Source organism: Bifidobacterium sp. SO4 (assembly GCF_018555355.1).
Classification (GTDB): domain Bacteria; phylum Actinomycetota; class Actinomycetes; order Actinomycetales; family Bifidobacteriaceae; genus Bifidobacterium; species Bifidobacterium miconisargentati.
On record NZ_JAFEJP010000003.1, the window covers coordinates 122,793 to 135,221 of the forward strand.

Genomic DNA, 12,429 nt, shown 5'->3' on the forward strand with positions numbered 1-12,429 from the left:
CCGATGGCTCCCCACGGCAAAGGGAACCAGGTAGACGGGAAGGTCACAGCATCGGTTCGATTTCGCCGCGTTCGGGGCAGGTGGCGGGACCGCGACGGGTCACGGAAATGGCTGCGGCCACGTTGGCCACGCGCACCGCGTCCAGCAGGGACGCGCCGCGGATGAGTTCGGCACTCATCACGCCCACATGGCAGTCGCCCGCTCCATTGGTGTCCACGGCATGCACATGGGTGGACGGCACGAGTTCGGCACGCTCCCCCGCTTCGGGGCATACCCATGCGCCGGCCGCGCCGGATCGTACGATCACCGGAGCCTGCAGCCGTTCGCTCAGCGCGGCGCACATCAGTCCGGCGTCGCCCAGCGGCGATGGCATATCGTCGCCGTCACCGGCGATCTCGATGCCGGAGCGTCCGGCATACCGATGGAAGTCGTTGCCCAATCCCAGCCTGCGGGCCAACGCCAGTGATTCCTCGTAGTTGCACGACCAGATCGGCCGGTGGTCGATGATCGCGCCGAGCAGCCTGTCCTCGGCACCGGCCGCCACGGACGACGGGTCGAACACCGTGGTGAACCGGTGCGAACGGTATCGTTCGAGGAAAGCCAGCAGTCCTCGTGACGTGGGGTGGGCGAACGTGTATCCGTTGATGTGCACGATGTCGTCGTCCGCAGGCGTGATGCCGTCGAAGCAGCGTTCGTCGCCCTGGGTTTCGGCACCGCGCACCGTCACGAACGTGCGTTCGGCGCGGGCGTCGGTCATGGCGATGCAGATGCCCGAATCACGGGCCGGATCGGTCAGACCGATGTGTTCGATGCCGTCGCCGGACAGGGCGGCACGAATCTGCGTGGTCCACGGGCCGGTGCCGATGATGCCGCCATGTGCGGCCGCGACCCCCATCTGCCGCACGGCGTGCAGGATGTTGAAGCTGGAACCCACGCGGGCCACGGCCTCGTCCGCGAAGGCGTCGCCGCCCGGTTCGGGCACTCGGTCGATGCGCATGGTCAGATCCACGAGCATCTGGCCCAGGCTGATCACCCGGCCGGCGGCACGTGCAGCGCCATTTTGCGAGCCGCTCTCCCCTGATTCCCCCGACAACGTTTCATACGGCCGCGGTTCCGCGTCCCCAACGCTCATGCGTTCCTCCTGTCGGACAGCGCCAGCAACCGGTCGGCCGTGGATGAGAGGTCCAGCGCGTTGACTTCCTGGACCGTGCGGGCCATCGCTTCCGGGAAGGCGTCCGCTCCATGGACCGCGCCGAGGATGGCGCCGGTCATGGCGGCGATGGTGTCGGTGTCTCCGCCGAGGTTGGCGGCCACGACGAGCGCGTCGTAGGGGCGGCCGGCGTATCGGGTGGCGATGGCGAACGCGGCCGGCACGGATTCGTTGGCCTCAACGCTGGTGCCGATGATGGCGCGCAGCTGTTCTGCGAACATGTCATGGTCGTAGAGGTCGGGTGAGGCGTCGCCGGTGTGGGCGCGGGCCCAGTTGATGGCCCAGCGGGTACGTGCCAGTACGGAGGCCTTGGGCGACCAATGGCCCACGCCATGTCCTTCGAACCGGCGCATGGCCAGATAGGCGGTCACGTAATTGCAGGCCATGAGCATGGCCTCCACCGGTTCGGAGCCTTCGATGCCGTAGCTGACGGCGGCGGCCACGAGCATCGTGGATTCGAGGCCCTGTTCGGTGTTGTGCGTCACGATGGTGGAGCGACGGGCGATTTCGGCCAGATGCGGGTCGGGCCGGTTGGCGATGCCGATGGGGCAGGCGCGCATGGCCCCGCCGTTGGTGGTGCCGAGGATGCCGGTCCGTTCCACGTCCACGCCGGCTTTGAACTGTTCGAGCGCGCGTTTGGTGGAGGGGCCGAGCAGGTCGAGCGAGCCTTTGGCCCGCATGTCGTCCTCCCAATTGAGCAGCGCGTAGGCGTATTGGCGGATGTCGAGCTCGCCGTCGCCGTCGATGAGCTGCTCGGCCAGCAGCAACGCCTGTTCGGTGTCGTCGGTGACCGAGCCGGCGCGCATGTCCGGGGCGATGGGCTGGTTCGGACATGCGTCCACGAACGCGCCTACCGGCTTGGCGCCGTATGCGCCCCGGATCTGTGCGGGTGACATGCTTTGCGTGGGCATGCCCAGTGCGTCGCCGATGGCGAGCCCGAGCAGGGCGCCCACGGCATGATCGTGCATGGAACTGTTCACCATGCCTCCTACTGTAGTTGGGCCTCAATCCATTGGGCCACGCCGTCCTCGTTGTTGGACGGGCAGATCTCATCGGCGATGGCGAGCACCTGCGGGTTGGCGTTGGCCACGGCCACGCCACGGCCGGCCGCCTGCATCATGGCGATGTCGATGAGGTCGTCGCCGAAGGCCACGGTCTCCTCCGGAGCTATGCCCATGCGTTCGCACAGCAGGCGCAGCGCATGCTCCTTGTTGGCTTCGGGATTCATGAGCATCCACATGACGCCTTCGCTGATCGAGATCTCGAAGTCCTCGGGAATCAGCGGGCGCAGCGCGTCCCATTGGTCGGCCTCAGGGAAGATGGTGATCTTGTCCGCCACGCCGTCGGGCACGTCGTGGAAGTCGGTGTAACGGAAGGTCTGGGTCTTCCAGTACACGCTGACGTCGAAGTTGGTGTACCGCACGTCGTTCATCACGATGCCGAGCTTCAGGTCCGGCATGTGCTCCAGCAGCATCAGGCAGACCTCGCAGGCGCGGGACGACGGGAAGCCGATTTTGACGAGGCTGCCGTCCGCCGGCAGATCGGCGGAGGTGAGCAGGTCGAAATCGGAGTTGGCCGCGGGATCGAAGTCGATGAGCGCGCCGTTGAGGTAGATCACGGCGTCGACCGGCAGCTGCTTCGCGAACCGCAGACCGGTGCTGACCGGGCGGGCGGTGGCGATGGCGAACCAGTAGCCGGCGTCGTGGGCGCGTTCGATGGTTTCGATGCTGTGCGCGGTGATGTCACGATCCTCGAACACCTCGGCGTCGTGCAGCAGGGTGCCGTCGAGATCGGCCACCAGCAGTCGAGGACGCATGGCGTCGCCGAAGCCGATGGCGCCTGCGCCGGTATTGCCGCCCGTCACAGCAGTCCCTCGCAATAGGAGCGGACCAGCTCGGCGGAATGGTGGAGCTTGGCCTGTTCCTCGGCGTTGAGTTCGAGTTCGACGATTTCGTTGGCGCCGTTGGCGCGCAGTTCGGTGGGCACTCCCAGGAACACGTCGTGTTCGCCGTATTCGCCGTCAAGCAGCGTGGAGACGGGCACGATGCGGCGTTCGTCCCACAGGATGGTCTGCACGATGCCGGCCACGGTGGAGGCGATGCCGAAGTTCGTGCCGCCCTTGGCCGCCACGATCTCGTTGCCGCGCATGCGGGTCTTCTCCTCGATCTCGGCGGTGGAGACGGATGCGAAACGGTCCTGGTTGTCCGCGAGGAAGCGGGCGAACGGCTTGCCGCCGAGGGAGACGGTGGACCATGCGGTGAACTGGGAGTCGCCGTGCTCTCCCATCACGAAGCCGCCCACGTTGCGCGGGTCGAGGCCGGTCTCCTCGCCGATGATGGTCTTGAGGCGGGAGGTGTCGAGCGCGGTGCCGGTGCCGAGCACCTGCGTGCGGGGCAGTCCGGAGCGTTTCCAGGCGTACCAGGCCATCACGTCCACCGGGTTGGAGACCATGACGATCACGCCGTCGAAGCCGGAGGCCATGACGTTGTCCACCACTTCGCCCACGAGTCCGACCGTGAAGCCGAGTTCGGCGAGGCGCGTGGAGTTGGCCGGCGGCTTGCGGCCCACGGTGATGACCACGATGTCCGCGTCCTTGCAGTCGGCGTAGTCGCCGGCGCGCACCTTGACGTGGCGGTCCTGGAATTCGCTGCCGTCGTCGAGGTCGTGGGCCTCCCCCAGCGCCTTGGCCGCGAAGTGGTCGATGAGCACCAGTTCGTTGCACAGGCCGTGCGTGACGATGCCGAACGCGGCGGTGGCGCCCACCTGGCCGGTGCCGACGATGACGACTTTGTTGCGGTTCATGGTGACCATGGGTCTGTTGTCTCCTTACTTACTCGGTTTTTCGGCGGATTACCTTGGCATCTCCGCACTCGGCGTGCGAAATCGCGCGCAAACGAATGCGACCCATGACCGGTGATGGGTCATGGGTCGCAGAACTCACGATTGATGGAATCAGGCGAGGTTGAACTTGGTCATCATGTCGAGGCCGATGATCAGGGCAACCCACAGCAGGGCGATAATCACGGTCCAACGGTTCAGGTTCTTCTCGGCCACGCCGGAGGTGCCGGCGTTCTGGGTCAGGCCGCCGCCGAACATATCCGACAGACCGCCGCCCTTGCCCTTGTGCATGAGGATGAGCAGCGTCAGCAGGGCGCTGAGCAGAACGACTACGATTTGCAGCGTGATCTTAAGAGCGGTCACAGGTAACCTCCGATGTGTAACAAACTGTTGACTAGCATAGCGCAGGCGTCGGAAAAACGCCGCATACGCTCGCATTATTTCCGTAATTGGGTCGATTTCAGGGCGAGACGGGCGATTCTGGACAGTTCGTCGGCATCCAGCGCCGCGCCTCCGATGAGGAATCCGTCCACGTCCGGCTGGCGGATGAGCTCCGCGGCGTTCTTGGAGGTGACCGATCCGCCGTAGAGGATGCGAACGGATTCGCTGACCTCCGGCCCGAAGGTGGATTTGAGGTCCGCGCGGATTGCCTCGGAGGCGTCCTGCGCGGATTGCGGGGTGGCCACCATGCCGGTGCCGATGGCCCAGACCGGTTCGTAGGCAACGATGAGCTTGGCGGCCTCCTCGTCGCTCAGGTCTCGCGTGACGTCGCGGACCTGGCCCACGGCGAAGTCGAGCTCGATGCCCTGGCGGCGTTCCTCATAGCTTTCGCCCACGCACAGGATCGGCTGCATGCCCGCGGCGAGCACGGCGCGCACCTGGTCGACGATGTTGGCGTCGTCCTCGGGATGGTATTTGCGGCGTTCGGAATGGCCGACGATGACGTACGAGCAGCCGAGGTGGGCGATCATGTCCGCGGAGACGTCGCCGGTGAAGGCGCCTTGGGTGGTCACGGACACGGACTGCGCGCCGTAGGTCAGGTGCAGACGGTCGGCCTCGACGAGCACCTGCACGCTACGCAGGGAGGTGAAGGAGGGGAACAGTGCTACCTCGCACCGTTTGAAGTCGAAGTGGGCGTCCCTGAGCAGCCAAGCCAGCTTCTGCACGAAGTAGGTGGCCTCCAGATGATCGAAGTTCATCTTCCAGTTGCCGGCCACCAGCGGAATGCGCTTGGACGCCATGAACGAATCCTCCCTGAACGTAGATGGCTCCCCTCATGAGGAGGGGAGCCCTGGTACAACCGTGATCGACGGTGTCTGTATGGACTACTCCAGCACCTTCAGGCCCGGGAGCTCCTTGCCCTCGAGGAACTCGAGGGAGGCGCCGCCACCGGTGGAGATGTGGGAGAAGCCGTCCTCCGGGAAGCCGAGGTTGCGCACGGCGGAGGCGGAATCGCCGCCACCGACGATGGTGAACGCACCGGCAGCGGTGGCGTCCACGAGGCCCTGGGCCACGGCCTTGGTGCCGGCAGCGAACTCCGGGATCTCGAACACGCCCATCGGGCCGTTCCACACCACGGTCTTGGAGTCCACGATCTTGTCGTGGAACAGCTTCTGGGACTCCGGGCCGATGTCCAGGCCCATCTTGTCGGCCGGGATGGCGTCAGCCGGGACAACCTCCGGGGCGACCGGGGTGTCGCCGGCCGGGAAGCCGGGGTTCACGACGATGTCGGTCGGCAGCACGAGCTCGACGCCGTTCTTCTCGGCGGTCTCGATGTAGCCCTTGACCTTGTCGAGCTGATCCTCCTCGAGCAGGGAGGTGCCGACCTCGTAGCCCTTGGCCTTGAGGAAGGTGAAGACCATGCCACCGCCGATGACGAGGCGGTTGGCCTTGTCGAGCAGGTTCTCGATCACACCGAGCTTGTCGGAGACCTTGGAGCCGCCGAGCACGACGGTGAACGGACGCTCCGGGTTCTCGGTGGCCTTGGACAGGGCCTTGACTTCCTTCTCGACCAGCAGGCCGGCGGCGGCCGGCAGATCGGCGGCCACGTCGTAGTTGGAGCCCTGGGCGCGGTGGACCACACCGAAGCCGTCGGACACGAAGGCCTCGCCGAGGGCGGCGATCTTCTTGGCGTAGACGGCGCGTTCGGCGGCGTCCTTGGAGGTCTCCTCCGGGTTGAAGCGCACGTTCTCGAGCAGGACCACGTCACCGTCGTTCATCGCGGCGACCTTGGCCTGGGCATCCTCGCCGTAGGTGTCCTTGGCCAGCGGGACCTCGATGCCGAGCAGCTCGCCCAGACGCTTGGCGACCGGGGCCAGGCTCAACTCGGGAACGACCTTGCCCTTCGGGCGGCCGAGGTGGGCCATGAGGATGACCTTGGCGCCTTCCTCACGCAGGGTCTTGATGGTCGGCAGAGCGGCCTTGATACGACCGTCATCGGTGATGGTGGTGCCGTCCAGCGGAACATTGAAATCGGCGCGAACCAGAACGCGCTTGCCCTTGAGATCTCCAAGGTCCTTGAGTGTCTTCATAATTTCCTTTCCTTGACGAATGGAAACGTCAAAGTGGCCAGTTTTGCCACTTCGCATATTACAGGCATTTATAGAAAAACACCGCATTCCATCCAGTAGACGAATGCGGTGTCGTACACAGTGTGGTCACGATGGACGCGATGCGTTGTGAGCGCTCACTTGCCTTCGGCGGCGCGTGCCTTCTCGGTCTTCTCGGCAAGCTGCAGAAGACGGCGGATACGGCCGGCGATGGCGTCCTTGGTGATCTGCGGTTCGGCGAGCTTGCCGAGCTCCTCAAGGCTCTTGTCCACGTGGTCGATGCGCAGCTGGCCTGCCTGGCGCAGGTTGTCCGGGATATTGTCCCCCAGCACCTCGAAGGCGTGCTGCACCTTCTCGCTGGCCTCGGCGGCGGCCTTGGCGGAACGGCGCATGTTGGCGTCGTCGAAATTGGCCAGGCGGTTGGCCTTGCCGCGGGCCTCGCCGTCGGAACGCTTGCCGGTCCATTCGCGGGCGGAGCGCGAGGCGCCCATGAGCTTCAACATGCGCTCGATGGCGTCCGGATCCTTGAGCGTCACGCGCTCGGAGCTGCGCAGCGTACGATGCTTGGCCTGGATGCCGAGTCGGCGGGCCACGCCGCACAGGGCCATGGCGGCCTCCTCGGTGGGACATGCGATCTCCAGGAAGCTGGCCTTGCCGGGATCGGACAGGAAGCCACGGGCCATGAACGCGCCGCGCCATGCGGCCTTGATCTGGGCGATGGAACCGTTGACCACCTCGGCGGGCAAACCGCGCACCTGCTGCTTGCGGCGGTCCACCAGACCGGTCTGCAGCGCCAGGGCCACGACGTTGCGGGTGACGAGCACCACGTAGGTCTCGACCGGGCCGTTCGGCGTCTGGCGGGTGAGATGATTGACCTCGGCTTCATGGCCGAACACGTCCCTCAACGTGTTCCTGAGCCATTCGGCGGAATCCAGCGAGGTGAACACCGCCTGGATCACGTAGGTGTTCTGCACGGGGCGGAGGCCTCCGCCGAAACGGATCATGGCCGCGGCCTGGGCCTTGATAGCGGCTGGGGAGTCACCCTCAAAGGCTGCCAACTCGCTTTTAACGTCATCCAGAAGAGCCAAGATCCAACCTCCTACAGTCCCGTTCTTCCCAATGCTTCAGGCGTTTCGAATCGTCAACACGAAAGTGACGCGCCGGCAGCCATCGGCTTACTGTGATACCTAATCTAGTGGACAACTAAACCCGTTCGATACGTATTTCGGCCCTCTCCTTCTCGCAGTGTGGTCATCCTTACGACCTTCATCCGGCCGTCAGGAGGAGCGGGACTTGTGCTGTTCGCGGGCGGAAACGGTCACATTGAGACCGTGCGCGCGCAAGCGGCGGGCCAGTTCCTCGCTCATGGCCACCGAACGGTGCTGTCCGCCGGTGCAACCGACGGCGATGGTCAGGTAGTGCTTGTCCTCCTGGGCGTATCCTTCCAACGCGATCTCTATGGCCTTTTCGTAGGAATCGAGGAATTCCTTGGCCCCCTTGCTGGAGAGCACGTAATCGGCCACCGGCTTGTCCCGGCCGGTGAGCTCGCGCAGGCTCGGCACCCAGAACGGGTTGGGCAGGAAGCGTACGTCCGCCACGAAGTCGGCGTCGATGGGCATGCCGTACTTGAAGCCGAAGCTGAAGATGTGCACGGCCACCGTGGTGGGACCGGAGCCGAGCATCGCCTCGTACAGGCGGGTGGAGAGCTGGTGGATGGAGAGCTTGCTGGTGTCGATCACCCAGTCGGCGCGCTCCTTGAGTCCCACGAGCAGCTGGCGCTCCTCCTTGATGCCGTCGATGAGGCGGTTGCCGTGCTGCAGCGGATGCGGGCGGCGCACGGATTCGTACCGCTTGATGAGCACCTCGTTGCTGGCGTCCAGGAAGAGGATGCGGGTCTTGACGCCGAGGTCGTCGAGGTGTCCCAGCACGGCGGCAAGGTCGTCGAAGTAGCTGCGGGAGCGCACGTCGATGACGGCCGCGAGCTTGTGCACACCGCCGTCCTTGCCGGAGGTGGTCATCATGTCCACGAGGGGCACGAGCAGTTTGGGTGGCAGGTTGTCCACCACGTACCAGCCCATGTCCTCCACGCAGTCGGCGGCGTGGGAGCGGCCCGCGCCGGACATGCCGGTGATGAGCAGCACCTCGAAGGAGTCGAGCGGGTTGGGCATGGTGTCGCCGCCCGTCCGCGTCTGTGCCGTCACATTGTTCCGCTGGTTTCGGCGGTCGGCGTCGCCGGCCGGCGCGATGTTGCCGGTGGGGGTCTGTTGATCCATCACAGTGCCTCCTCAAGTGCCCTGCGCATGTCGATTTCCAGATGGTCGTCTTCGGTGGTGGTGTTCTGCAGTCGCTGGTCCGCGTCGCTGGGCGGGTCGTCGTCCCAGATGCCGGTCATGAGCAGCACCTGCACCAGGGCCTGGTACAACAGCATTTCCTCGCCGCCGATGGCGTGGCCGGCGCGGGAACGCCATGCCCGCATGAGCGAGGTGGGGCGCGGATCGTATACCACGTCCAGCAGCAGGCCGCCGAAGGTCGTGCTCCCGACGCCGGTGAACAGTCGGGCGAGACCGTCGGCCGCATGGCCGGGGATGGTGTTGATCACGTAAGTTGCCTCGCCGGCGGCTTTGAGCACCTCGTCCTCGTCCGCCAGATCGATCTCGCGATAGGGACGGTCGGATTTGATGAATTTCTCCGCCACGGCTTTCAGCGTGGGATTCTTGCCCGGATGGCGGGCGGCCACGGTGATGCGGCCGATCTCGGGCATCATGCACAGGGCGGCCGTGGCCGAGGTGGCGGTGTTGCCGTTGCCGATGACAAGCGCTTCGCCTGCGCGGCGGTCGGTGTGGTGGAGGCCGAGCTCGCGGTTGGCGTGGTCGAAGGCGAGCTGGATGCCGATGACGTCCGTGTTGTACAGCTTGATCGCCGGCCTGCCGTTCGGCCATGCCGGGTCGCTGCGGTCCGGCTCGCTCCAGTCGAACACGGCGGTGTTGGCCACCTTGAGTTCCTCGGCCCACAGGTTGGAGGGCGTGCCGTACGGCTGGATGGTCTTCTTCAGCGGCATGGTCAGGCTCAGGCCGGCCCATGCGGGGTCGAGCCCCTTGAGGAAGACGTCCAGGTCTTCCTGCCCCACCTCATGCTTGTCGTAGAACCAGTCGTGCAGTCCGAGCGAATCGTAGGCGGCGTTGTGGAGCACCGGCGAGAGCGAATGCGCGATGGGCTTGCCGAGTACCGCGCAGCGATAGTTGACCATATCCCCTCCTTGTTGACTCTCCCCATGCTAGCCGACTTCCGAGATGGATGCCGTTACATTCATGGACGATCGCCGAATATCGTCTGGATGGCGGCTGTATGCGGACAGCCGCCGGCGCCGAGGTCAGGATTCCCCATGCAATGCGTGGTACAGCGTCTTGGCCTTGGCGTGGCCGATGCCCTTGACCGCCTCGAAGTCCTCCACGCTGGCTTCGCGCATGGCCTTGACGGAGCCGAAATGCGCAAGCAGCCGCTTCTGGTAGCTTTCGCCGATGCCGGGGATATCGTCCAGCGCGCTGCGCAAGGCGCCCTTGCGCCGCTGCTGGCGATGGTAGGTGATGGCGAACCGGTGGGATTCGTCACGCACGCGCTGCAGCAGGTACATGCCTTCGGACTGACGCTTGAGGATGATCGGATAGTCGTCGTCCGGCACCCAGACCTCCTCAAGCCGCTTGGCCAGACCACAGACGGCCACGTCGTCCACGCCGCAGTCACGCAACGCCCTGGCGGCGGCCATGACCTGCGGCTGGCCGCCATCGACCACCACAAGGTTCGGTTTGTAGGCGAAATGGCGTCGATTGGCGTTCTGCTGGACGAGCATGCCCGGCTCATCCGGAGAGGACTGCCGGTCCGTGGATTCCATCCGAGACGGCACGTCCGCATCCGGTGATGGCGTCCGCGCCGCATCCGGATGCACGGTGTCCCCCGCGCCCCCGGATGGAGTCTCATGTCTGCGCTCCGCGACGGCCCGCGCCGCCCGTTCCTCGGCATCCATGCTCTCGCCCGAATCGCCCGCGATGTTGCCGTGACGGAATCGCCGGGTCAGGGTCTCGTACAGTGCCGACAGGTCGTCCACCGCACCTTTGCCGTCGTTGCCGCGGATGGCGAAACGACGGTATTCGGACTTCTTGGCGATGGCGTCCTCGAACACCACCATCGAGGCGACCTGGAACGCGCCTCCCACGGTGTTCGAGATGTCGTAGCATTCGATGCGCAGCGGCGCCTCGGACAGGCCCAATGCCTCGGCCACGTCGTTCATGGCCTGGGTGCGGGCGCCCATGTCCGAGATACGGCTCATCTTGGCGCGGGCCAACGCCTGGTTTGCGTTCTCGTTCGCGCGGTCCATGAGCTGTTTCTTGTCGCCACGGGAGGCCACGCGGATGGTCACCGCTCCCCCGCGCAGTCCGGTCAGCCAGTTCTCGAGTTCCTGGCTGCGGGACGGTTCGACGGGCACGATGATCTCGCGTGGCACGGGCGCGATGGGGGCGAGCAGATCGGCACGGCCCGTGACTTCCTGACGGGTGTTGCGTTCGCGGGTCGCCTTGGCGCGGGCCAACGCATCGGTCGCCGTGACGGTCTGCGTGGAGCCGATGGCCTCGCGTCTGGTTGAGATGGAGGCTCCCTCTTCCCCCGCGCGTTCGTCAGCGCCGGTCGCGTCCGAATACACCTGCACGATGAGGTCGGCCATGAGGTCGCCGTCCGAGATGTCCTCGACACGCTCGACGCTCCAGTTGCGTTCGCCGCGGATCGATCCGGCCCGCACGTAGAAGGCGTGGACGGAGGCCTCGAGCTCGTCGCTGGCGAAGCCGAACACGTCCGCGTCCACGTCCTGATCGAAGACGACGGCGTTCTGCTGGACCACGGTTTCGAGCATCTGGATCTGGTCGCGCAGACGCGCGGCCTTTTCGAACTCGAGTTCGGCGCTGGCCTCCTTCATTTCGCGCGTGAGCTGGGCGATGTACGGGCGGCCGAGCCGGCCGGTCATCACGCCCACCAGCTGTTCGGCGAGCCTGCGGTGGTCGGCGGCTTCGATGCGGCCGATGCACGGCGCGGAGCATTTGCCGATCGAGGCGAGCAGGCATGGGCGGCCGGTGAGCTGGGCCTTGTGGAACACGTTGGTGGTGCATGTACGGACCGGGAAGGTGCGCAGCAGACGGTCGAGGCTGTGCCTGAGTTCCCATACCTTCGCATAGGGGCCGAAATACCGGGTGTCACGGCGTTTGCGCGAACGGGTGACCCAGACGCGGGGAATGCGTTCGCCCGTGCTCACCGCCAGATACGGATAGGTCTTGTCGTCGCGGAACTGCACGTTGAACCGCGGGTCGAACTCCTTGATCCACGTGTATTCCAGGGTCAGGGATTCCAGTTCGGTGGCCACGACGGTCCATTCCAGACTGCGTGCCGTGAGCACCATGGTCTGCGTGCGCGGATGCAGCAGATACAGCGGCTGGAAGTAGTTGGTGAGCCTGTTGCGCAGGTTCTTGGCCTTGCCCACGTAGATGACGCGGCCTTCGCCATCACGCCATTTGTAGACGCCCGGTTTGGCAGGGATGTCCGAGGTCTTCGGCCGGAACAGATCACGCGAATCCCCCAGTAATGGGGCTCCGTTCACGTTGACCCGCGCCTTCGCTCCCCCGGCAGCGGCATCCCCGGCCCCGCCATCATCCGTCGTGGCGCCATCCATCAGCACCATGGCGGTCTTGCGCCACTCATCCGGACTATGCCGTTCAATATCGTTCGTCATCTATCATCCATCCGCAACATATGCGCAGAACGAGCGTGGGGTCGGCATATACGATGTCAGAC

11 protein-coding genes are annotated in these 12,429 nt (G+C 65.4%); all 11 read right to left on the reverse strand.

The window, feature by feature from the left end:
* Positions 1-43: 43 nt before the first annotated feature.
* A complete protein-coding gene (locus JS536_RS03550; protein ID WP_214355790.1) occupies positions 44-1,132 on the reverse strand; it encodes a PfkB family carbohydrate kinase in 1,089 nt (362 codons plus the stop codon).
* Positions 1,129-2,193 carry an ADP-ribosylglycohydrolase family protein gene (locus tag JS536_RS03555; protein WP_214304913.1) on the reverse strand — a complete coding sequence of 355 codons (1,065 nt, stop codon included), beginning with the start codon at positions 2,191-2,193 and terminating at the stop codon, positions 1,129-1,131. Before JS536_RS03555 ends, JS536_RS03550 begins: the two co-directional genes overlap by 4 nt.
* A gap of 5 nt (positions 2,194-2,198) precedes the next feature.
* Positions 2,199-3,026, reverse strand: coding sequence for an HAD family hydrolase (locus tag JS536_RS03560; RefSeq protein WP_214355867.1), 828 nt, complete (start codon positions 3,024-3,026; stop codon positions 2,199-2,201).
* 44 nt (positions 3,027-3,070) lie between these two features.
* A complete protein-coding gene (locus JS536_RS03565) occupies positions 3,071-4,021 on the reverse strand; it encodes an L-lactate dehydrogenase (RefSeq protein ID WP_109056060.1) in 951 nt (316 codons plus the stop codon).
* Between the two features lie 141 nt (positions 4,022-4,162).
* Entirely contained in the window at positions 4,163-4,411 is a 249-nt protein-coding gene (gene secG / locus JS536_RS03570; RefSeq protein ID WP_214304914.1) for a preprotein translocase subunit SecG, read from the reverse strand.
* Positions 4,412-4,485: 74 nt separating this feature from the next.
* Positions 4,486-5,289 carry a triose-phosphate isomerase gene (gene tpiA, locus JS536_RS03575; RefSeq protein ID WP_214355791.1) on the reverse strand — a complete coding sequence of 268 codons (804 nt, stop codon included), beginning with the start codon at positions 5,287-5,289 and terminating at the stop codon, positions 4,486-4,488.
* 84 nt (positions 5,290-5,373) lie between these two features.
* Positions 5,374-6,579: a phosphoglycerate kinase gene (locus JS536_RS03580; RefSeq protein WP_214355792.1), complete on the reverse strand. Its 1,206-nt coding sequence runs from the start codon at positions 6,577-6,579 to the stop codon at positions 5,374-5,376.
* A gap of 155 nt (positions 6,580-6,734) precedes the next feature.
* A complete protein-coding gene (gene whiA, locus JS536_RS03585) occupies positions 6,735-7,685 on the reverse strand; it encodes a DNA-binding protein WhiA (protein WP_109056056.1) in 951 nt (316 codons plus the stop codon).
* A 189-nt stretch (positions 7,686-7,874) separates the two neighbouring features.
* A complete protein-coding gene (rapZ, locus tag JS536_RS03590) occupies positions 7,875-8,765 on the reverse strand; it encodes an RNase adapter RapZ (RefSeq protein WP_214355868.1) in 891 nt (296 codons plus the stop codon).
* A gap of 104 nt (positions 8,766-8,869) precedes the next feature.
* Entirely contained in the window at positions 8,870-9,844 is a 975-nt protein-coding gene (locus JS536_RS03595) for a shikimate dehydrogenase (protein ID WP_214355793.1), read from the reverse strand.
* Positions 9,845-9,967: 123 nt separating this feature from the next.
* Positions 9,968-12,367 carry an excinuclease ABC subunit UvrC gene (gene uvrC, locus JS536_RS03600; protein WP_214355794.1) on the reverse strand — a complete coding sequence of 800 codons (2,400 nt, stop codon included), beginning with the start codon at positions 12,365-12,367 and terminating at the stop codon, positions 9,968-9,970.
* Positions 12,368-12,429: the final 62 nt, after the last annotated feature.

Coding starts and splice junctions, on each gene's coding strand:
- tpiA (WP_214355791.1), bottom strand. CDS start 5,289: ATGGCGTCCAAGCGCATTCCGCTGGTGGCCGGCAACTGGAAGATGAAC.
- JS536_RS03550 (WP_214355790.1), bottom strand. CDS start 1,132: ATGAGCGTTGGGGACGCGGAACCGCGGCCGTATGAAACGTTGTCGGGG.
- JS536_RS03580 (WP_214355792.1), bottom strand. CDS start 6,579: ATGAAGACACTCAAGGACCTTGGAGATCTCAAGGGCAAGCGCGTTCTG.
- JS536_RS03555 (WP_214304913.1), bottom strand. CDS start 2,193: ATGGTGAACAGTTCCATGCACGATCATGCCGTGGGCGCCCTGCTCGGG.
- JS536_RS03565 (WP_109056060.1), bottom strand. CDS start 4,021: ATGGTCACCATGAACCGCAACAAAGTCGTCATCGTCGGCACCGGCCAG.
- JS536_RS03595 (WP_214355793.1), bottom strand. CDS start 9,844: ATGGTCAACTATCGCTGCGCGGTACTCGGCAAGCCCATCGCGCATTCG.
- JS536_RS03560 (WP_214355867.1), bottom strand. CDS start 3,026: ATGCGTCCTCGACTGCTGGTGGCCGATCTCGACGGCACCCTGCTGCAC.
- rapZ (WP_214355868.1), bottom strand. CDS start 8,765: ATGCCCAACCCGCTCGACTCCTTCGAGGTGCTGCTCATCACCGGCATG.
- uvrC (WP_214355794.1), bottom strand. CDS start 12,367: ATGACGAACGATATTGAACGGCATAGTCCGGATGAGTGGCGCAAGACC.